This is a genomic window from Verrucomicrobiaceae bacterium, from assembly GCA_016713035.1.
GTDB lineage: Bacteria > Verrucomicrobiota > Verrucomicrobiia > Verrucomicrobiales > Verrucomicrobiaceae > Prosthecobacter.
This window is the reverse complement of the sequence record JADJPW010000003.1, coordinates 752708-773490: the sequence shown is the minus strand read 5'-3', so window position 1 is coordinate 773490 and position 20783 is coordinate 752708. Positions and strand designations below refer to the sequence as shown.

The window sequence follows — 20783 nt, the reverse complement described above, 5'->3', positions numbered from 1 at the left end:
CTGGCGGTGGCGCAGACGGAGTAGCTGCCGGGCGCCGTATTTCATCCTTCATATCCTGTCTTTCTTCACCAGCGGTGGACCAGGGATTGTAGTTTTCATTGTCCCAGACCGTCCGAATTGGCCTTTTCGGAGCTCTTACTCGTCTTTTCGATTTGGGCGTAGTATTTCGGGATAGGCCTCTTTGTCCTTCTTCTTCTCCAGCAAGTAGGCCAGATAGACGCAGATCGCATAGAGGACAACAGCGGGCCGCTCATCAGCATCAGCGTGAAGACATCCGGCGTCGGTGTGATGATCGTCGCAAAGAGCGTGATGCCCACCAGCGCATGCCGCCAGGTGTTTTTCATGATCTTGAAGTTCAGATGTCCAGCTTCACCAGCGCCATGACGAGACCGGTAGCTCAAAGGCGATCCCGAAGACCAAAACAAAGCGTGGTGGGAAGGTGTGTAGTTCACTGATCTCCCACATCTGCTTCGCCCCGACGGATTCCGCGAATTGATCCGAAAGAGCAGCGCCTTTGGTAGCACGACCCAGGGCAAAGCGCCCTACTGAGGAAAAAAGCCTCAAAGCTGAGTTGGTATCAGCCGGCTAGAGCAGTTTTTTTCATGCAGCTTCAGTCCAGGGAGGCGATGAACTGAAGCAGAAAGACGAGTAGCAGCGGAAAGGAAAGGATCACCGCCGTGATGAGCGAAACATTGATCGCCATCATAAAAGGGCCGCCTGCAACACCGATATTCACCAGATAGGACCGCGCAGCCTCCATGTCTGCACACAGCCCAGCAAGCACCAGGGGATAGAGAGATGACCTTGAACAGATCCCGGTAGAAAACAAAGGTGCCGATGGTGATCACCAGCGTCGTGACCATGCGCACGATCATCGTGCGCAGGTCTTCCAGATGCTCTAAGGAAGGGCTTTTCTTGATCAGTTTCGCCACTGAGGTTCAGCGCGACCTTGTCACGAACGGAGAATACTTTTGAGGATGCCTTGCCACATGGGGGGATTTTTCGGGGCGGAGAGCTAGCCGTGTTTCGCTTCAGCAAACCAAGCGCCATCCGCGCGAAAAGCGCCAGTGACAGGGCGTTGGTGATCTCGTTTTCCGCGATCATCCGACGCGGCTCTCCTGCACCGACGAAACGCACGGAGCCGATGTGCTCGCTGCCCTCCGGTCCCGGCTGGCTCCTTGACGCACCCGGGTCCCGCGTGGAGAAGGTAAACGCACTCATCGGTGAATCCTTGCGAAGGAAAAAACCAGCCCATCGGCGTCATCCGCCCTGTCGCGGCATCCAGCGCCAGTCCGGCCTCCTCACGCAGCTCATTGTGTGCGGTGGAGAGGATGTTATCACGCGTCACCACCTGCGCATCGAGTGCCCGGCGGGAATTCCCACATCGTCTGCTGCACCGGCAGCCGCTCCTGCCGGATGAGCACGAAGCGCCCATCCGCTAGGCGTAAGAACGGCCACCGCCGCCTTGCGACCGGCTACCATCCAGGTCTGCGGCTTGTCCTGCCTGCCGGGTGTGAGGTAGCGATTCTGCGCCACATGCAGATGGGGATTGTCAAAAACAAGCGTGCTCTCCACCAGGCTCCAACCGGGCTCTGTGCCAGGTGTGTAAGTTCGATTTCAGGGGGGCTCCATGGCTGCTTCCATACTGTCTCCAGAAAACACCAGTTTCCTCGTGCATACTGAAATCTCACTCGCTAACCTCGCGTCCTCATTTCTCCCTACCACCCACTCCATGAGCAAATCCGCACCCAAACTCCATAACGCGATGTGGCCCGGCCTCGTCGGCAAAGGCGACGGCGAAGGCCAAGAACCCGCCATCGGTCTCGAGCGCATGCTCGATCTCACCGCCGCAGCGAATGTGAACGGCCAGAAGTTCGAGGGCATCGACTACTTCTTTTCTCCCACACACCGATCCGAATGCCAGCGATGATGAAATCAAGCGCATCGCCGATCTCATCGCCTCCAAGGGCTTCTCCGTGGGCTCCCTCGTCGCCCCTGTGTGGCCAGGCACCGTCGGTGACTCCGCCATGGGTGACGATGCGCAGCAGGAGAAATTCCTCCAGCGCTGTCAAATGGCCTGCCGCATCGCCAAAACTCTTCAACACCCACGGCGTGCGCAAATATGGTGTCATTCGCATCGACTCCGCTGAGTTCGGCGTGGCCAAATGGCGTGAAAACTCCAAAGCCAGCACCGCTCGCATCATTGATACCTTCAAGAAAGCTGCCGCCATCGCCAAAGACAGTGGTGAGCGCCTCGCGGCTGAAGGTGAAATCTGCTGGGCTGGCATGCACTCCTGGAAAGACATGCTCGACGTCCTCGAAGGCGTGGGGATGCCAGAGGCACTCGGCTTCCAGGCTGATCTGGCCCACACCTACCTCTACACCTGGGCTACAATGCCCTGAGCACGCTCTGGTGAAGGAAGGCTACTCCGAAGCAGAATTCTACGCTGCTTATGAAAAGATGACGGATGCCCTCCGCCCCTGGACCATCGACTTCCATGTCGCCCAGAATGACGGCACCGTGCACGGCGCAGGCAGCCATGACAAAACCGGCAAACACTGCCGCGCCGATGACCCCAATGGTAAGCTCGACATCGTCAAGTGCTCTGGCTACTGGCTCAAGGATGCCGCTGCACGCGGTATCAAAAGCATCTGCTGGGACGGCTGCATGTTCCCCAATGCCGTGCTAGAGACGCCATCCACCTGGAACACCATCCTGGGGCACCATGATGAAGGTCCGCGACGCCCACGGCTGGTAATTCGCCCCTCCATTCATCCTCCATCCTCACGCCGGAGTCGCCTCACCGCGACTCCGGCTTTTTTTGGGGCCAAAAAGGACGAGCGTAGAAAAACACTGACAGAATTTGTCGCATTCCCTACCATTCACGCCATGCTCCGCGCCGCCGTATTCCTCGCTCTCGCATTCCATGCATCTGCTCAATGGGTGACCTCCCGTATTCACGGCACGCCGGAGGCTCCACGGCCATTCTGGCAGAGCCTGCGTTCACCGCCATCTCACTCCACAATGCCTGGAGATGATCCCACTGCCTGGCGCACGGCGATTCGCGGCTGTGGAGAATGGTGGGAAGATATTCACCTATGCTGACTCGCCAGATGCAGGCTCACAGCAGCTCCTCATCGACCTCAAGGCACTGCACGCAGCGGTGAATCACGCCTATGGCATCGCCTTTCATCCGCAGTGGCGGGAAAACGGCCTCGTCTTCATCACCTACACCCTCGGAGATAAAGTGGAGGACGGCACACGGCTCTCGCGCTTCAAGCTGGCTCAGAATGATCCGCCAGTGCTCGATCCCGCATCTGAGACGGTGCTGCTCTCCTGGCTCTCTGGCGGGCACAATGGTGCCTCACTCCAGTTCGGCCCAGATGGCATGCTTTACTGCTCCACTGGCGATGCGGAGGTGCCATCGCCCCCTGATCCACGGAATACAGGCCAGGATCTCACCGACCTGCTCTCCAGCATCCTGCGCATCGATGTGGATCATGCACAGAATGGCAAAGCCTACGCCATCCCAGCGGATAATCCCTTTCTGCAAACCGCAGGTGCTCGGCCAGAGATTTACGCCTTCGGTTTTCGCAATCCATGGAAGATCAGCTTTGATGCCAAAGGCCGTCTGTGGTGTGGAGATGTCGGTTGGGAGCTATGGGAGATGATTCACCTCATCCAAAAAGGCGGTAATCACGGTTGGAGTGCCATGGAGGCCTCCCAGCCCATCAAACCCGAGCTGAAAGGCCCAGGCGAGATCATCCCACCTGTCGCTGCCCATCCGCACACGGAGGCCGCCAGCATCACTGGAGGCTACGTGTATCACGGCGCTCGCTTTCCAGAGCTGCACGGAGCCTACATCTACGGCGACTATGAGACGGGCAAAATCTGGGCACTCTGGCATGATGGCAAACAAGTCACCCGCCGTGAGGAGATCGCCGACACGCCACACCGCATTGTCACCTTTGGTCAAAGTGAGGACGGTGAGCTTTACTGGATGGATTATCAGAATGAGACACGCACCTACCGCCTCACGCGCAATCCCGCCGTCGGTCAGCCCAGCCAGTTCCCGCGTCGATTGAGCCAAACCGGCCTCTTCACCGATACCGCAGCGCAAAAGCCCGCAGAGGGAGTCTTACCATTTGAGATCGCCGAGCCCATGTGGCAGGACGGTGCCACCGCAGAGCGATTCATCGCACTCCCAGAAGGGAAGAGCATCCAGACCAAAGTCAGCGGCAAGGCGCCGAACTTCAAATACGAGGTAAAATGGCCCACAGACGCTGTTTTGGCCCGCACCGTCACCTTGAAGTCCAAACGGCTCGAAACCCAGCTCCTCCACTACGATGGCGAAACCTGGAACGGCTATTCCTACCGCTGGAACGATCAAAACACCGACGCCGGCTCGTGGCGGCCGATGGGGAGGAATTCATCGTGGAAAAACAGCCGTGGCGCATCCATGGCCGCGCGGAGTGTGCTCGCTGCCACAACAACTGGAGTGGTTTCGCCCTCGGCTTTCAGCCTGACCAGCTCAAAAGCATCGCGGGGAACAAGCCAGAGCACATCGTGGGCGCAGAATTCATGGCACGGCTGAAAAACCGGCTCCATGACAAGGACGATCTGGAATCCCAGGCCCGTGCCTGGCTGCACGCCAACTGCGCCCACTGCCATCGCCGCCACGGCGGTGGTAGCGTGCCACTCATGGTCAATGCGGATCTACCCACCGCAGAGACGATGCTGCTCGATGAAAAACCAGTGCGCGGCGATCTCGGCCTCACCGATGCCCGCGTTATCGCACCCGGAAAGCCTCACCAAAGCGTGCTCCTAGCCCGTATCGCCCGCAGCGGCAGCGGTCACATGCCCATGATCGGTGCCCGTGAGGTGGATCAGCGCAGCTTTCAGCTCCTATGGGACTGGATCGCCGCAGGTAGCGACTCGCCGCCTGCACCAGCCACGCTGCAGACGCCCAGTGACGCTCTGCTCACGCTGCGCGGTGGCGCAGGAGATGCCGCACATGCCAAGCATCCGAATCCAGAAATCGCCTGCTATTTTGAGCGCTTCGTGCCCTTTGAGCAGCGCATCAAGACTCTCGGCATGAATGTGGATACGAAAAAACTCCTCTCGGTGAAAGGCGATGCGCAGCGTGGTGCCGCCCTGTTCAGCATGACGGGTAAACTGGCCACCTGCATGGCCTGTCACATCCTCAACGGCTCTGGCCGCGATTTTGGCCCTGATCTGAGCAAGGTCGGCGCACGACTCACGCCTGAGCAAATCCTACAAAGCCTGCAAAAGCCCTCTCTAGCCATCGCAAAAGGCTATGAGACATGGATGATCACGCTGAAAGACGGCAGCGTGCAGACGGGCTTCATCGTGAACCCTGGTGAAGGCGATGTGACGCTGAAACTGCCCACGGGGCAGCCACTTATCATTCCCCGCGCTCAAATTCGCAGCCAAAAGGCCCAACCCACCTCTCTGATGCCGGAGGGGCTGCTCCAGACCATGACGGAGCAGGAGGCCGCTGATGTGCTCACCTTTTTGAGCAGCCTCAAGTAACCATTTTCACTGGGAAATCGTGCGGGGCTCGAATCGAAGCGCTTCGGCACGGGGACTCCGAAAATCGAAGGAGTGGCCTGTGGCTGCGAATCGGCTCCTGGGGCTAAATGGGCGAAAAAGTCGTTAAATCGCAGGCTGCACTGCAAACGGCGCTGAGAGCCATCAATCTTCGGATTCACCTGAATGACGGCTTCAGTGAATGGAGGGCTGGATTTGATCCGCTGGGCCTCTTTGCGAGCTTCTTCGAGGCTCAGAGACTTGTTTTTGATGCTGGAATCGAGTTTTTCCAGATCAGCGCGAGTGATCGGATGCCAGAGCTTTTTCCAGGTAGCAGGCTCGATGCGGATGGCTTGGGTATTGGTCCAGATTTTCTCCGTCTTGGTCTTTTGCTGCCAGAATCCGGTGATGAGGAGAAAGGGCTCGTCGATGTCGAACTGGCGCAGAGCATCACCAAGACCGATGGGCGTGCCGTGTTTGGCTGCCTTTGGGTTGACGGGGATGTTGCCGTGTTGGGTATTCGCAGCGGCGGGGATGTCCCACTTCTGCGTGTAGCCCTGCGGCTCATATCCGCCGAAGAATGTGTCCCGCAGCCATTTTTCAAAGAGTAGGCCATGACTCTGCACTTCACGCGATAGGGCTAGGGCAGGGAAGAGGAGCAGGAAAAGGAGAACTCGCTTCATGGCGGGGACCTGCGTGGGTATGCGGTTTGGTGGAGCATAGCGGGTGAAACATTTCAGTAGGAGAACGGTCATTTTACACAAAGAAAGCCACAAAGAGTCACAAGTTCACATTATTACAACATGAGTTAAACTGGCTGGATCATGCCTTATTCCGATCCAGAAAAACAGCGAGCCGCAAAGGCAAAGTGGTATCGCGAAAAGCTGGCTCAAGATGCCAGTTTTAAAAAGAAGGAAAGCGGCGCGTGCGAGCCTGGAAGAAAGAGAACCGCGAAGAGCTTCTGGTCTCCATGCGCGAGTTCTCGAAGAACTGGCGACTCAAACGAGCCGCTGAATGTCGTAGTTTACGCTCTCCATCTTTACCCTCGCGGATGAAATCGAAAGCCCGAAGGTGACTTGGAAATGGGGCGTCTCCTGGAATGACTTCCAGTTACCGGCCCACTCGACACCATGCTTTGCGGCGATCCGGCCAATCTCGGCGTAGAGCCTGTCAGCCTCGCCGGGACGTTTCTCGTCAAGGTAGAGGCCGTTTTTGAAAAGGCCTAGGTCGATGGCGAGGCCGTAGTTGTGCCATGAGCTGCCGGGTCTAGCCTTCGTGACGATGCGCCCATGTTTTGTCCTGCCCTGTGCATACAGAGCAGCTTGGGCCGACCATGAGCGCAGGCCGGAAATGACTTCGATGGCCACGCCTTTAGTCGCCATGACCGCTTCAGCCTTCGCGAGGAATGGCTCGAATTTAGCGAGGGCTTTCTTGTTGAGGCTGCCGAGGTTTGCGATGGTTCGTTTTGTTCTCATAAATTCAGGTGGCCCAAGCGTGGCCACCTGCGATGCGGAGCGCGAGCCAGCGAGTCCATGCACGGACGGGGTTGACTCCTTTGAGTCTTAGAAGCTCGTAGTATACATCGTCCGCTTGGCGACGAGTCACGGTAATGACCACGCCGCTAGGCATGCGGTGCCCGTGATTGACGTAGAGCCAATCGTGCACGCACGCGGCCCTTTTGGAGTCACCACGAGGACGGGAGAGCGAGTAGAGGAAAGTAGGAATCGACTCCTCAAAGACAAAGCCGACAGGCACGATTATCTCACGGTCGAGAACTGCCGAGTAAACATGCAGAGGCTCCAACAGTCGCAACTTTTGGGTCTCGTCGCCAGTCGTCACATCCTCAAATCGAGGATCGGTTAGAAACTCGGCTGGTCGTTTCATCGGTCCGACTCCTTTCCTGTGAGTTTTGCCGCCACACGCGATGGCACCTGGCCCACTTGGCTAGCGATGCCATGCAACTTACCCTTGATCTCGGAAATCTCGCGATCTTGCTGGCGATCACTCTCTTGGAGAGACACCAACTCAGACGAATGCAGCCGGAGCAGCGTCATGACCTCGCCCTTCATCTCTCCCACGCCCAACACCTGCACCGCGATGGTTCCGAGTAGGCCAAGGATGCCCATAATGAAGAGTGTGTTGCGCTGGTGTTTGTCGCTCATGATTAGCCAAGTGTCAGGGTAATGGGTGTATCCAGCTCATCGCGCCGCACCCAGCGGCCTGCGGTCTGGTCATAGAATTCAATCGCGAGGTCGCCGTCCTTGTCCTCCGTCAGAGCCCAGGTGTAGGCATGCGGATGTTCTCCAGCCGTGAAAATGAAACCGACGCCCCAGGGAATGCTGCCGCCTTCTGCGTAGGCAGCCTCTCGGCAGGCAACGACGAGCGCTAGCGCTTGATCGTCGCAGTCCGCGATTTCTTGCACCCAGGGTTTCCAGGCCTTCGCGGCCACTGTTTCAACCTCGCGACGAGTGACGCTGGCAATCTGCTTGTCGGATAAACGCAGCGCATGGCGTGGCCCTGTGAGTCCTTCAACGGCTCGATTCAGCAGCATGGCTAGCGTGGGAGCACTCACCACACGGCGGCGAGTCGGAGCCTTGCGCTTGAAGATCGAAGAAAAGAGGCTCACGCTTTACGGGCCGCCTCCACATCGGCGAGAGTAAGGGTGGGCTTGTCGGGAATGAGCCGAGCCAGAACCAAATCAAAGGCCGTTTCCGTGGCATTCAAAACAATGGCATCACCTGTCTGTGCTGCCTTAGCCAGAGAGACAGCATGCGTTTTTATTTGCTGGCGGATTTCGGCGGGGGTCATACTTGCTGAGTTTTAAGGTAAGCCACGACATCCGGCAGAGCTGCGAGTGTGGCCTGCATCGCAGCAGCAGCAGCGGGAACGTTTTGCACCACATCCCAGAACGAGCCCGAAACGGTCTCTGTCCCGGCGTGGTGAAACTCCTTGCTGGCCGCATTGCGAGGCACTTGGACGACCTGAATGCTCGCCAGTTGGTCGTTGTGTAGGTTTTGGCAAATGAACTGCGTGAAAAACCACTCGTCGAAAACTTTCGCATCGACGGCTGGCACGGTGATGGGAGGATTGATGGCAGAGGGCATGGTATTAAGGTTCGATGGCGATTTGTTGTGAAGCTCCAGAGGCAAAGCGGACCATGAGCCGGGTCTTGCCCGAGCCATTATCCTCGACGTAGAGGCGAGCACCGTTGGCTGGTGGAGCTGAAGGCGCGGTCATCTCGCAGATCTCAATCGCCGCCCCCGTTGTTGAATTCAGGCCTTTGACACCCGACACATTGGCCGCAGCTCGCTCTAGGCTGAGATCGGCTGCGTCGTAGTAATTGACCGTGCTCGACCACTGCACCCGCCGCGCAGAACCAAGGCCGAAACCAACAACACCGAAGTCGAGCGACCACGTGTTAGACGTGCTTCGCAAGGATGGACACTCGACCACATTCGCGCCTCCAACCTTCCCCACGCTAAACACTTTAGTCGCTCCGGCAGCTCCAGCGTAGATGCCAAAAAACTCCGAGGCGATAGCAGAGCTTGTATCAGTCACAGCGACCTCAAAAGCTCGACATGAGACGCCAGGCGCATTCCAGGTTTGAGTAAGCCGCATGCCCTGTGTTGACAGCGTCCCCGCTGCAATGGCAAGCGGCCCCGTCATCATCCCGCCCGCCTTGTCTAATTTCGCCGCCAGCGCCGCCGCGAGTGCGGCATTGTCGCTCGGACTGCCGGGCAGGGTGGCGAATGAACCGCCTCCTTCTCCAAAGCTGGCAAACTTCGACGAGATCACAGTTCTACCTCCACGCTTTTTAGAGTTACCTGAGTGGTGGAATCGTCCGCCCTTTTGACGAGTAGTTGATCGGCGTTAGTGATGCCGCGAAACGTCCAAGCCAGGCCATCTGGAAGCTCGAAGTCGTCGCCATCCTCATTGTAGGCATGTTTAAAACTCAGCGTCGTTCCAGTGCCATTGGCGACATGTAGCTGACTGGCTGGCGTTGACTCGAAAGCAACATACTCATTGCCAGAGGTGGAGGTCTGTAGGTGTAGAAATTTGGATGCGATCATAGAGTGACTTTTGTTCTCCCGTTTTGGAATTCGATTTTTGGCGGCTTGGAGTAGCCGTAGAGTTGGCGTCCGGTCTTCTGATCGCAGAGCGTAGAGCTAGGCGCGATGGTGACTCGCATTCCCCGCTGGCATGCGACAGCGAGCCAATACTCTACGCACGCCCTGCCGGTCTGCCCGTCCGCGTGCTGTCCAGCGGTAAAGTCACAGCCGTAAATTTTCAGATGCTTAACCTTCTCGTGGATGGCTAAAGCGACGTCATAAGCGACCGTGTTGTTTAGGTAAACGAAGCCGCCGAGAGAATTTAGAACGGCCTCAAGAGGGTATTCAACGGAGCCAGGGAATCCTTCATACTTTCGCTGTGAATAGATCGGTCCCGGATGCTTTGCGAGCCAGTCGCCATAGCCAGCGAGGGCCGGATTTTCGCCGCGAACTTTTGCGAAGTAGGGCAGCGCATCCATGCAAATTAAACGGTCATGTTGGATGACTCCGCCCATTGCGTTGATTGCCCACGTCTCATCCGCCACGGCAAAGCGCGAGGATTTAGCAACGCACTCTTGAAGGTAGTCGTTCCTACTCGGCCCCATGGCCACGACGGCTACGGTGTAGGGGGCTCCATTGTCTCCGGTCGAAGTGGTCATGCCTGCCCCCTTTCGTCCTTTGGTAGATACTCTTGATTCCAGAACGCAATAGAGTGCGCCATCTGCTGATCCGTGGATCGAGGCATGAACCAGTCTGGAAACTCGCGGCGGATACCGAGGCAAAGCTCGTGTTTTCCATCGTGGGACAGGAAGCGGAGGACATCGCCTGTGATCGTTTCGAGGAAGGCAGAGGGGATTTCATCGGTGACGCCCCGAACGTGGAAGAAATATGGGCGCGTGGCCTCTGCGCACGCCAGCTCGTAAATGCCTGATTCCGTTTTGACGAAGCTGCCCTTCGGGCCTGTTGCGCCAGCAGGCCCGGTAGGACCAGCCCCGCCTGCTGCACCCGTAGGGCCGGACTGACCAGAGGGGCCAGTCGGCCCTATTGGACCAGTCGGCCCCGCCGCTCCCGTCAGTCCGATAGTTCCCATTGGCCCAGTGGGACCAGTCGGCCCCATTGCTCCGGCTGGCCCAGTTGGTCCCACTGGGCCAGTTGCTCGATGCCATTCAGGCCCGCTGGACCTGTCGGGCCGGGGACCGTTGAGGCCGCCACAGCAGGGCCCGTTGATCCGCGAATATCGACACCATCCTCGATGTCTGCCACAAAGCCAGACGGCCCCACGTACTGGCCGATGGCAGGCTTAACACCTTCCCCTCCAGTCCAATCCGAAATGCGATGGACGCGGCGATCACCGTCAGTAACGACGGCTAGAATTGGAGTCCAGGAGTCCACGCCTTTAGCGGCGAATAGAGCCCAGTCCGAGGGCGAGATTGAGGGAGCGTCGCCTATCGTGTTGCGAAGCGCTATATAGGCATTCCCTCCGCTCGTGACGCATTCGCCAGCGGCGTAGTTCGTGCCGATGTCGAAAGTGCCTTTGAAGATCATGGGCGGCCCCTGGATACCTTGGATGCCCTGGATACCCTGGATACCCTGCGGCCCAGCCTCGCCCTCTGCAACGAGCGACCAATCGCCGACGCTGGCAGTGTCGGCCTTCCAAAGCGAATTGTCCGAGAGTTGAAGCCCAAGTTGTCCGATGCGGCGAGGCTTCACGGTTCCGCGCTCTGAGGCATCCGCCCACACAAAAGTATCCGCCAGCGTGCCGTCGCCAGAAAAGAAAGTGCCGTTTCCGTCGATGGCTCTGGCTAGCTGCTGGAGCTGCATTCCAACTCGGTCGAAAGCACGTTCAATTTCCGAAGGCGAAAGCGCCCCGGCCTCCGGCAAAACGAGTGGCTGCGTGAGTGGGACTTGTCGCCAGCAAACAAGGGAAACCGTGTTTGCGTGAGCCGTCGCCGTGGTGAATTGAGCTGGTGAAGCCGTGACGATATAGGCGTCCTCGTCCAGATCCGTGATATTGCCGTCATCGTCTTGGACGCCCACCTTGACATGGGCCGCGTCCAAAAAGGCAAATGGGATAGGGTATGGCGTCACGGTCGAGCCGTTGCCGTCATAGATGATCCGAGAGATTTCGTTTTCCAGTGCCACGGGAAAACTAGGGGAAACCTAGCCTTCCGGTGTCAAGTCTCAGTCGGCGAGATTTTCGATCAGCTTCGCGGCGCTTGTTCGAAGGGCGTCATTCGGAGAGGAGGTTGTCGGCCATCTGGTAAATTTGAAGGCCAGCGTTCGAGAGGATAGCACCAGCAACCGCAGTGTCATTTCCTCCCAAGACAGCAATGCCATTCCACAGTTTGACCAGCCCCTTTAAAACGTCCTCTCCGTCATCGTGGCGGGCCAGAAGCCTCCAGCCTTGCCTTGTATGCGTCGCCACCCATGAGGGATGCCAGTGAATAATTTAAACCAGAGCCAACGAACGGAATGCCGGAAAGGGGACCGCTAACGACAGCGGCTAGCCAATCCTCAAGCTCCCACGCTGGGTCGTCGTCACCATCTTCATCATTCATTAGGTCTTTAGCAATTGACCGCATCAGCCAAGAAAATGAGCCTAGCAGCAAATGATTCACTACCACCACGCGGCCAACCTCTCCGAAGGTTGCCTTGCCCTGAAGAGCCCTCGATACGACATCCACCTCCAAGGCCACCTTCTGCCTAGCCTCAGACATAAACAGCGTCGCCATCTTCCACGCGATATGTCCGCTAGCCTCACTTAGAGATTTATTGGAAAGCTCCGTTGGTTGAAATGTCTTGGCAATCGTGCGCTCCATGCCATCTACCGCCTCAAGGTGTGCGTCTGCGTCTGACAGCCTCGCCTTCTTAGCCATGCGGTAATTTGCATCGTAGCTGGCTGATGCGGCCCATGATCCAGCAAATGTATCAACAAGGCCGAGCGAATACCGACCAGCGGTCATCACATCCAACGCAAAGCCGGGCCTAGAACCGTCCTGAGCATGCTTGGCGAATTGTTGTTCCGGCGACGTGCCGCCCTTTAATCGGCGTTGCAGAGCCTCGCTCCTTCTGGCTTCGGCTGGCGTCATTTTTGCACCTCCAAAGAACGCCCTGCCGTAGGAGGCCATTACGTCCTTAAATGGAATTGATGTGTCAAGAAGCGCATTCCATCCGCTCGACAAATTAACCAGCGCCGTTCCAAGCTTAAACGAAAGACGGGTGGCGGCGTATCGGCCCATAAAACCCTTGATGGCATGGGCAGCCGCGAGATTGAAGTGGGCATCTTGCAGGCCTCCAGATTCAATAGCTTGAACCCATCCGTTTAGGTCGGCGAGAGAGCTATCTCCATGAGCTGCACGAAAAGCCTCTTTGAGCTGGCCGTTGCTCAACACAGCCTTCATTTCACGGACAAGTGGTGCATACGCCTTCCAATACTCCATTTCGGCGGCGTGAGAATGAAACAGGCTGAACAGGTTTGTTCCGTGCGTCTCGAAATTAAGTCCAATCGCTGAGGTGTGGTTTTTCCTGTTGCGCAAAGCGCCCGTTTTCATGCTGCCATTCTGTACGGCAGCACCCCCAAGATTTGGTGCGCTCACATCCCCGTCGTGAACGAATCTCGCAGGGAAATAATTGGTGATAGACGGAAGGCCTACGCCCATCAAATCGGCGTAGATGCGATTGATTAAGGCGTGCTCTTCCTTGAGCCTGCCCACCATCCAAGACCTCACGCGTCGCATCTCCGGTTTTTCGATCTTGCTTAAATCAGCAATAGCAGCCTCATCGAATCCACTCGCAGTCAAGGCACCGCGTAGCTTTTCCTGATCATGAAGGGCTAGAACCCATGAAATTTCAGCCTGTGAGAGCGTGATGTTTTTCCTAACTCCAGCTTTCTTTATCGTGGTGAAAGAGACAGTCTTTCGACGAGGCAGCTTTTCAGCCTCCGCCATCTCAATCCAGAGGAGCTGATCCTCCATCTCGTCAAGTTGCTCCTGTGTATATCCGCTTGCCTTACTGCTCACGATGGCCTTGGCGTCTTCGGCGTCAATCGCCTCCTTCTCTACAATACGACCTTCGAGAATGGACACGTCAAATTCTGGGCGTGTATTGTCATAAATAAACTGCTGCCTAGCCCTCCTCACTGCCAGCTTTCCACCCTTCGATGAAACAATTGAATCGACTGCCTCCGCGAAATCTTGTTCATGCTTGTTGATGGCGTCACGGTTTACGTTTTGAGAACTGCGCTCCGCCCTTACGAGTTCATCAATCAAAGTGGATTCATGGAACCATGACCTCATATCGCTCTCGAAAGTTTGGATAAATTCAGCGACTTTGCCGCGACGCTTGCCACCAGATTTTGCACCTCTGTCTTTGTCGGAAAGCGTCCCCCGATTGCCAAGGGTCTGCATAAGGCTTTCGATGCGTGCCTTGTCGGAAGCTCTACGCGATTCCATTTTAGCCTTCCACGCATCCCGAGCGCCTCGGTACATATCATTTGCAGCTTCAAGCGCATCAAATCGTTCCACTGAATCCATGGCTTCCCAACCGCCGAATGTTTGCAGCATGGCTATTTCCTGCATCGCGTCGAATTGCTCATCTGCACCCGTGATTAGGCCAGCATCAAGACGACCTTGAATCTCCTCGATTCGCTTATTTGCCTCTGCCTCATCCATCGCGAAAGCGGATTCAGCGAGATCGAACCAATCATGCGCTTCAACGCCGATCTTGCCGACTGGCTTTTTGCCGCCTTTGCTTTTGCTCGCGACTTTTTGAAAACTTTAACAATCGCCTCTGTGGCGGATTTCTTCAGCCACTTTTCGAGTTCCCTATTTAGCTTCTCGATTCGCTTTTCAATTTCGGCCAGCATAGCCTCGTCAGTAGCTAGACCGGCTAGCTTGACATATCCGCCCACCTTGGCGCGGACCTCTGGCGGGGCAGCAGCAAGAATGCCGTCCAGCGTGCGCAGGGCTGCTTTCAGCATCTCCCGTTGAGCCTTCGCGCTCCCGGCTGTCTTTCTCGCCTGATTCGCCCATGCCTCCGCCTCCATCTTGGCGTCAGTTCTAGCGGCCTTCTGCGCATCCTTGTAGGCCTTCACCGCGTCCGCGTGAAGCTCCGCGTTGTTCTTTTGGGAGACGATTCGCTTTTCTAGTTCAGCCCAAAGCGTGTCTGTGCAGGCATCGGGCAACAAGCCTTGATCGTGCATCGCCTGTGCCATTTGATCGGGCATGATGCCGGAACCTTTGGAATACCACTTCGGAGGCAGCCACGGTTGGCCGTCGTAGCCGCCGCTCATGGCTTCAACTTTACCGTTTTTCTTGGCCGTCGAAAAAGACATGAGCCTTCCGAAGTCCAGCATAGCCGAGACGAACGGATCGCTTTCAGTTTATCCGGCTCGAATTCGAGCGTTTGCCGAGCGTTTGGCGCGAGGCTGTCAAGGTAAGCCTGGATTCGCTCATCGTAGCCGGATGCCTCGCGAAACGCCTGCTCCTTGTCGATGTCCTTAGCACTGCGAATCACCGCGCCTTTCTCGATCAACTTCGCGCCGAGTCGCATGGCTCGCCCTTTTGCCACCTGAGCAACCGCCATGCGCAGCTCGGGTTTTGCAGAGAACAGCGCAAACTTCGCCTCCATGCGGGCTGCGAAGTCGCCGGGACGAAGGGAGAAGGTTTCGCCTTTCGCGGTATTGACTTCATGCCACCACTGATATAGCCTGTTTTTGGCGAGAGTTCGCTGGCCTTCCCCCGCACTTGGTTTGCGGTCAGGTTGACCAGAGGAACGCTCGCCATTTTCTTGAAGTAGAATGGTGTCAGTGGCATCCAGGTCATACTGAACATTCCCATTATTATCTTCGCGAACAACGATTCGGGCGTAAAATTCGGTGCCCCCAAGAGAGGCTTTAATGGCGTAGTGATGGAAAGCTAGAATGTTTGGCTTTGTCTTTTCGGTGTTTTCCTCAGAAAAGATTGGAACTGCCTTCCGTAGCATTTCGGGCAGGCTTGGAATCATCTGTAAAACACGGGAGTCTGCGCTGTGATGCCGCATTTCCCGAAAGCCTCTCATTGTGAATTTAACCGCTCTCCCATCGCGGGTAATCGGAAGCTCGGTTAATGGAGCAAGATTGGATTTGAAGTAGCCTTGCGCGGCCTCCCTCAATTCACCTACTGACAAGCCAGAAAAGCGCTCATCTAGAGGCATCGCGGTTTGATTCTCCAGCTCATTTCTGGCCGACAAACTAAACGTCTCCCCATTCGGTCCCGGAGTCTCCTCAGAATAGCCGCTCGTATCGACCGCCTCGTTTGCGATGGCGTCAGCCTCATTCGCCGCTGCTGCATCATGCTCAAGCTGCGATGTGCCGCCCGTGAGAGCGTCGAACAGCGTGTCGTATTCCGCGCCTAGTTTTCCCTCTTTGCGAGCTTTTGAGAGCTTCGATGCCGTTTCGAGGATGGAGCGAAACAGCTTACGGAAAGCGCCCAGGATTGCAGCAAGGGCCGATTGCTCACGGTCTGATAAATCCAGGCCACGAGAGATTGCACCAGCGCCCACTCGCTTCCCGTCCTTCATTCTGCCCAGAACATCGGCGGTCACGATGCGGCTGATAGCTTCCGTGAGAGCACGAGGAGCGATTTCCGTGGAGGATGAAATCTCACCCCAAGTTGATCCTTCGAGAAACGTTTCGCCCGTAGCAGCCTCCGCGAGTTGCACCCATCGAATCCCCTGCTCGCGAGTGAAGGCGCGACGTTCAAGCCCGGCCTTCCATCTGCCCTCTGTGATTTCCTCCACGGCGGTCAAGAAAGCCCGCTCGTTGCCCTTGCCGAAAACGCGACTCTTCGACTCCCCGCCATCGACCTTGTTGGAACCCAGCACGGCAATTTTCTCCACGTCGGCGCGAAACCGCATGGCCCGTTCGCTTGGATTCGGGCCGAACACTTCGGCAGATATTGCGCGAGATTCTGCCAACGAAACGCCCTTGACGACACCGCCAGCAATCGCGGCCTCAAATGCCGACTCGAAAGAAATGTCTCCTCGCGCAATCTTTGCGCCCATCGTCTCAGAGTCAGGCGAGAACTCGACGGATTCACCCTTCAGGAAAGAAGGAGTTCCGCCCATGAACGAATCAGCGATGGACACGACGAGTTCAGTCTGCGCCCGCTCCATATCATTCATTCCAGCTTGCGCCACATCTCGCGCATCTTCCCAGCTTTTGAACCGCGTCGAAGTCTCGCCGATGGAAACCGTGTAGCCGTCTCCATCCTTGCGGATCGTCGGCGTTTCACCGATTCTCTCCAGTTCAGAAACGGCCATTCGGCGCTCCTCGCTTTGGACTTCGGCTTGAGCCTGGAATTCAGCGGCCACGGCAGAGTCGCGACGGCCCCAGGCTTCACGAAGAAGGGCTTGCGCTCCTGCTAAATCTCCGGCTTGAGCCTTTTGCAGCACGCCGAGACGGTCAGACTCAACAACGCCAGCTCTAGCAAGCTGCTCATTGCCGGCCAAGATGCCCTTCGCGCTTTGAACATCGCGATATGATACGGCTCCAAGACCAAGCAACATCGTTGGCAGGGTGGCCAGAAAAACGTCTGCCCGCGAATCCTTCCAGTTCTTCCACTCTTCAGCCCAATCAACCCCGGGGACATCTGCGCCAAGAGCATGAAAGAGCTGTTGAGTAACCGGCATCGTGAAGTCTTGAACGCCTTCTTGAAAGTTCTCAAAAGCGAGCGTTCCAAGGCCCTTTAGGCCAGCCTCAGCAACAGCAGCCTTTGTGCCATGCTTCAACACATTCAGGACGGAAGGCAGCTTGGAGAGGGCCTTAATGCCGATTAGGTCAAGCGCGGCCTCGCCGGATGCAGCCGTGCGGGTCACTGCGCGAGCAATGCCGGTGCTCATTTCTGGATTCTTGAGTTTCAGCGCGTCGTAGTTGGCCTCCGAATAGAGCTGCCAAGAAATCGGCAGAGTTTTGCCCCTCGTTGCATATCCAATCGCCATCATCGCCACCGATGAGCCTATGCCGCCAGAAACAGCGCCTACCGGGTCAGTGCTTTCCGCGATGCTGCGCAGCTCTCGGGCTATCTGGTTCTTTTTGAACTCCTTCTTTCGAGCCGCCTCAATGAGCGTTTTCTCATCGTCAGTAAGCGGGCGATATTGTTTTTCGACCTGAGTTTGGGCGTCCACATCGCCTCGCGTCACACTAGTCGAAGCGGTGCCGAATTGAGCCACCTTCCATTCCTTCAAAAACTGAGACGCTTTCTCTGGGGAGTCTATGTTTTCAATGGAGGTGTAGGCAATGCCGGTGGCCAGAGGGGCGCGGGACTTGGCCGCATCCGTGAGAGCTGGCAGGGTGAAATTTTTGGAGAGGATTTCCAATTCCTCGTCTTTCGCGATGCCGCCCATTTTGTTGATGAATCGGCCAAAGCTCTCCCCGACCTCCTGAGTGAAGCCGGTGACAGAATCACCTAGACCTTTAACGGCACGAGATGAGCGGGCCTTGGCGATCATGGCCGCTGAATGCAGTGCCAACTTTCTTTGATCGTCTGGAGCCGTCAAAAGACGCTCCTCGAAATCCGCCAATAGCCCGTCGTCGCCCTCCTGAGATGCGCCAGTCATTGACCGCTGGTAGGCATCGACGGCCTCAGAAATGGGCATATTTCCAAGCAAGCCGCGAGCCTGCAAAAAACCCTTCGTGAAAGCGGATGATTTCGGAAGCCGATCAATCCCGTTTTTTTGCTGCCATGCTTGAAGCGATTTGATCACGTCGTCGCCCTGGAAGGCTGCATTGTAGCCTTCTCCGAAAACCGCCTTCTCGTCTTTGACATCCAGGAGCTTCTTTTTCGCGTGGTCGTAAAACTCATCCGCATCCTTCGGCATCACGGGTAGCCCCAAGCGTTGCTGTGAAAAAGCCGGGATATAATAGGCGTCCAGGCTCCGCGTGATTTCATCGGCAGAATGGCCGGTTTCTTGGGAGATTAGGGCAGTCGAGAGAAAGCGCTTACGCTCGCTCTCCATGTCCTCTGGCGCGACAAATTGAAACCGCTGGTTTATCGCCTCCTTTTGGCGGTCATCCAGAGTGGAAACCCAGCCGTCGAAATTCTCGAAGGCTGGCGTGAGGTCGTAATCTTTAGCGAGAGGCATTTTGTTTCAGTTTTGCGTAGTGAGAAGAGACGCCACCGGGCCAGTAGCCATTTAGGCTCGTAGGATCGTTTTCAGCGCCAACAGGAGCGTAGATTCTCCCGACCGCGTCGAAGGTGTCAGCGCCCTTGTAGATGGGGCCAGAGAGCGTTTTAGCCTGGGCGAAAATCGAATCCCTCACGTTCTCGAATGAGCGGGGGCCGGAAGAATTGGAAACACCCATGGCATTGTTTTTATTCCTGAATGCCTTGCTCGTGCCATTCCCCGTTTCATGGGCCGCGATTGCCGCGAGAGCATACGGATCAAGGTTGTATTTCTGCGCCGCTTCCAGAAAGTCAGAAGCGTATGGCGCGAGCCCATCTGGCAACGCATCCGCCAGTTCTGGCGCATCCGTGAATCCGCGAATAGAGGGCGAACCGGATGCCTGCGGAGTCTTATACTGCGGGAAGATTTCAGCGTCGAAGATGGCCGTTGCTGAATAAGGAGAGGTTAATTCTAAAAGCTTTGAACTGGCTTCTTTCTGAGTTGGTAAGCGCCCGTTCTTTTGCTGGAACTCCTGATAGAATCCCTCTACTTGATCCTCGATCATCGCTGCCTTCAGCGAAGCCTCTCGCTCTTTGGCCTCATCCACGATAACGCCGTCTATTTTGCCGGTCTCGGCAGCTGCGAATAATTGTTTCTCGCGGTCAGAGAGTTTTTCATATTCTACGGAATCGAAGACTGGAGTGCGGACTCCATTTTCAGTTTTATAGCGAGCCTTTGAAAACTCCTGGAACATCGCCAAGCGCTCTGGCCGGTAATACCCGGTGTTACCGACAATCATGGCATCAAAAATCCGCTCCACCAAACTTCCTCCTGACCTCGCCGAAGTGGCGGAAATTCGAGCGAAGGCTCTCGGTTATCCGAGCTGGAACGCCTATATCAAAGGCCTGATTCGGTATGACGCACTCGTTCAGGGCGAACACTCCATGACAAAGCCGTGGGCCTCGTTGCCGCTAGATGCTCAAGACCGAATCGACGCTAAGTTACTGAACTACTCCAGGTGCGGAATCGGCGAGCGTGGCCAGCTCCTAAAGCGGATCATTGAGGGGACGGCTAGCGTTTGAGGCTACAACTCAATCCATTCATCAAGGAAAAAGCGATGCTCTTTTCCATCTGTCATTATGACGCTGTCCAAGCCGTCTCCAAGTGGGGAAACTTTCGCCCAGCAATCCCCTGGCAGTAACAATAAAAACAGCGGCGTTTTGACTGCGCATGTCCTCTGAGATAGTCCAAAGCTAAAGATCGAATAACTCTGAAAGTTAGACTTCTTTTCACCATGGTAAGTCACCCGTTCCCACCCTTGAGCCTCAAGGTATTTTGAGGCGGAAGAATCCGCCTCTTTGCGAGCTGAAATACGATTGAGCAGCTTCACCCATTCCGCTTGCTCTTCGGCGCTTAACTTGTGGAGCCCGAGAGCCGACACCCTCTTTGGATCAAGAGACTTCTCCAGTGGAGTTTGAGCAGAGAGCGTCGCCGCGATGATAAAAAATAGAATTCTCATTCAAGAAACAGCGTGCCTCCGCGATTGATGGTTTTCCTTCCCTTATCTCGACTTGTTGAGGTTGCGTCGCGGCCAGATGCCGTAGGCGTAGGCGCTGGCTTCGTCGCCGAAGCTTTGCGCTCGTTTGAAAAATATTCATAAGCAAAGGAGGTTGTCCACATTCCCCATGAATCTTTAGTGATGGCTATCTTGGTAATCCTTCGATTTGAATCCGTAATGATCCGTGCGGAACACCCCATAACCACCCTCGTTGGCTCGGTGTACCTTGTGTTTGCGTAAGCGGTGCCGCCTGAGCCATACGCATTAGGAGTATAATTGACCGTCGTATGCGCACTTCCTGGCATGGTGAATTCATTTTCCGGCGAGTCCCACTCATGAATCATTCCGCCATCTCCCAGCGGATACCCCGACCTTGGTGGGCCGTGTTGCGTAAAGAATTCATCCACGCTTCTGCCGATGTACCGAGACTGCAAAACTTTCGTTGTAGCGCGGTGCGAGACACAAGAAGTCAGAGATAGACATA

Annotated in this window: 23 protein-coding genes and 1 pseudogene; 6 read left to right on the top strand and 18 right to left on the bottom strand. The window is 56.2% G+C overall.

What is annotated here, in order from left to right; all coding sequences use genetic code 11:
- Positions 1-95: 95 nt before the first annotated feature.
- Positions 96-344 (bottom strand): twin-arginine translocase subunit TatC, encoded by a 249-nt coding sequence (locus tag IPK32_14065; protein ID MBK8093073.1) that lies wholly within the window; start codon positions 342-344, stop codon positions 96-98.
- 266 nt (positions 345-610) lie between these two features.
- Positions 611-784 (bottom strand): hypothetical protein, encoded by a 174-nt coding sequence (locus IPK32_14060; protein ID MBK8093072.1) that lies wholly within the window; start codon positions 782-784, stop codon positions 611-613.
- A gap of 439 nt (positions 785-1223) precedes the next feature.
- On the opposite strand from IPK32_14060, the gene IPK32_14055 reads away from it, so the two are divergent.
- From IPK32_14055 to IPK32_14040, 4 genes and pseudogenes are all read left to right on the top strand, one after another.
- Positions 1224-1442, top strand: coding sequence for a hypothetical protein (locus tag IPK32_14055; protein ID MBK8093071.1), 219 nt, complete (start codon positions 1224-1226; stop codon positions 1440-1442).
- A 290-nt stretch (positions 1443-1732) separates the two neighbouring features.
- Positions 1733-2759 (top strand): annotated as a pseudogene (locus tag IPK32_14050) (TIM barrel protein).
- A 276-nt stretch (positions 2760-3035) separates the two neighbouring features.
- Positions 3036-4595 carry a PQQ-dependent sugar dehydrogenase gene (locus IPK32_14045; protein ID MBK8093070.1) on the top strand — a complete coding sequence of 520 codons (1560 nt, stop codon included), beginning with the start codon at positions 3036-3038 and terminating at the stop codon, positions 4593-4595.
- Positions 4568-5554 carry a c-type cytochrome gene (locus tag IPK32_14040; protein MBK8093069.1) on the top strand — a complete coding sequence of 329 codons (987 nt, stop codon included), beginning with the start codon at positions 4568-4570 and terminating at the stop codon, positions 5552-5554. The genes IPK32_14045 and IPK32_14040 overlap by 28 nt, the downstream gene beginning before the upstream one ends.
- Here the strand turns inward: IPK32_14040 and IPK32_14035 are convergent.
- The 10 genes from IPK32_14035 to IPK32_13990 form a co-directional block, all read right to left on the bottom strand.
- Positions 5440-6234, bottom strand: coding sequence for a hypothetical protein (locus IPK32_14035; GenBank protein ID MBK8093068.1), 795 nt, complete (start codon positions 6232-6234; stop codon positions 5440-5442). The genes IPK32_14040 and IPK32_14035 overlap by 115 nt on opposite strands.
- 315 nt (positions 6235-6549) lie before the next feature.
- Positions 6550-7026: a M15 family metallopeptidase gene (locus tag IPK32_14030; protein ID MBK8093067.1), complete on the bottom strand. Its 477-nt coding sequence runs from the start codon at positions 7024-7026 to the stop codon at positions 6550-6552.
- 4 nt (positions 7027-7030) lie between these two features.
- Positions 7031-7435 carry a DUF1353 domain-containing protein gene (locus tag IPK32_14025; protein MBK8093066.1) on the bottom strand — a complete coding sequence of 135 codons (405 nt, stop codon included), beginning with the start codon at positions 7433-7435 and terminating at the stop codon, positions 7031-7033.
- Positions 7432-7713: a hypothetical protein gene (locus tag IPK32_14020; GenBank protein MBK8093065.1), complete on the bottom strand. Its 282-nt coding sequence runs from the start codon at positions 7711-7713 to the stop codon at positions 7432-7434. The genes IPK32_14025 and IPK32_14020 overlap by 4 nt, the downstream gene beginning before the upstream one ends.
- A gap of 2 nt (positions 7714-7715) precedes the next feature.
- Positions 7716-8177 (bottom strand): hypothetical protein, encoded by a 462-nt coding sequence (locus IPK32_14015; protein MBK8093064.1) that lies wholly within the window; start codon positions 8175-8177, stop codon positions 7716-7718.
- Positions 8174-8359, bottom strand: coding sequence for a hypothetical protein (locus tag IPK32_14010; GenBank protein MBK8093063.1), 186 nt, complete (start codon positions 8357-8359; stop codon positions 8174-8176). The genes IPK32_14015 and IPK32_14010 overlap by 4 nt, the downstream gene beginning before the upstream one ends.
- Positions 8356-8655 carry a hypothetical protein gene (locus IPK32_14005; protein ID MBK8093062.1) on the bottom strand — a complete coding sequence of 100 codons (300 nt, stop codon included), beginning with the start codon at positions 8653-8655 and terminating at the stop codon, positions 8356-8358. The genes IPK32_14010 and IPK32_14005 overlap by 4 nt, the downstream gene beginning before the upstream one ends.
- A gap of 4 nt (positions 8656-8659) precedes the next feature.
- Complete coding sequence (locus IPK32_14000) at positions 8660-9346, bottom strand: hypothetical protein (GenBank protein MBK8093061.1); 687 nt, start codon at positions 9344-9346, stop codon at positions 8660-8662.
- Positions 9343-9621, bottom strand: coding sequence for a hypothetical protein (locus tag IPK32_13995; GenBank protein ID MBK8093060.1), 279 nt, complete (start codon positions 9619-9621; stop codon positions 9343-9345). The genes IPK32_14000 and IPK32_13995 overlap by 4 nt, the downstream gene beginning before the upstream one ends.
- On the bottom strand, positions 9618-10259 hold the full coding sequence (locus tag IPK32_13990) for a hypothetical protein (GenBank protein ID MBK8093059.1): 642 nt from the start codon (positions 10257-10259) through the stop codon (positions 9618-9620). The genes IPK32_13995 and IPK32_13990 overlap by 4 nt, the downstream gene beginning before the upstream one ends.
- A 53-nt stretch (positions 10260-10312) precedes the next feature.
- On the opposite strand from IPK32_13990, the gene IPK32_13985 reads away from it, so the two are divergent.
- Entirely contained in the window at positions 10313-10531 is a 219-nt protein-coding gene (locus tag IPK32_13985) for a hypothetical protein (GenBank protein MBK8093058.1), read from the top strand.
- A gap of 140 nt (positions 10532-10671) precedes the next feature.
- Here IPK32_13985 and IPK32_13980 read toward each other — a convergent pair whose 3' ends face one another.
- From IPK32_13980 to IPK32_13960, 5 genes are all read right to left on the bottom strand, one after another.
- Positions 10672-11742, bottom strand: coding sequence for a hypothetical protein (locus tag IPK32_13980; GenBank protein ID MBK8093057.1), 1071 nt, complete (start codon positions 11740-11742; stop codon positions 10672-10674).
- Positions 11743-11975: 233 nt separating this feature from the next.
- Complete coding sequence (locus IPK32_13975) at positions 11976-14270, bottom strand: hypothetical protein (GenBank protein ID MBK8093056.1); 2295 nt, start codon at positions 14268-14270, stop codon at positions 11976-11978.
- Complete coding sequence (locus IPK32_13970) at positions 14207-14932, bottom strand: hypothetical protein (GenBank protein ID MBK8093055.1); 726 nt, start codon at positions 14930-14932, stop codon at positions 14207-14209. Before IPK32_13970 ends, IPK32_13975 begins: the two co-directional genes overlap by 64 nt.
- Positions 14887-18720: a hypothetical protein gene (locus IPK32_13965; GenBank protein MBK8093054.1), complete on the bottom strand. Its 3834-nt coding sequence runs from the start codon at positions 18718-18720 to the stop codon at positions 14887-14889. The genes IPK32_13970 and IPK32_13965 overlap by 46 nt, the downstream gene beginning before the upstream one ends.
- Positions 18707-19540 (bottom strand): glucosaminidase domain-containing protein, encoded by an 834-nt coding sequence (locus IPK32_13960; protein ID MBK8093053.1) that lies wholly within the window; start codon positions 19538-19540, stop codon positions 18707-18709. Before IPK32_13960 ends, IPK32_13965 begins: the two co-directional genes overlap by 14 nt.
- Here IPK32_13960 and IPK32_13955 point away from each other — a divergent pair.
- A complete protein-coding gene (locus IPK32_13955; GenBank protein ID MBK8093052.1) occupies positions 19539-19823 on the top strand; it encodes a hypothetical protein in 285 nt (94 codons plus the stop codon). The genes IPK32_13960 and IPK32_13955 overlap by 2 nt on opposite strands.
- Before the next feature lie 2 nt (positions 19824-19825).
- On the opposite strand, the gene IPK32_13950 is transcribed toward IPK32_13955, so the two are convergent.
- Positions 19826-20260 carry a hypothetical protein gene (locus IPK32_13950; protein MBK8093051.1) on the bottom strand — a complete coding sequence of 145 codons (435 nt, stop codon included), beginning with the start codon at positions 20258-20260 and terminating at the stop codon, positions 19826-19828.
- Positions 20261-20783: the final 523 nt, after the last annotated feature.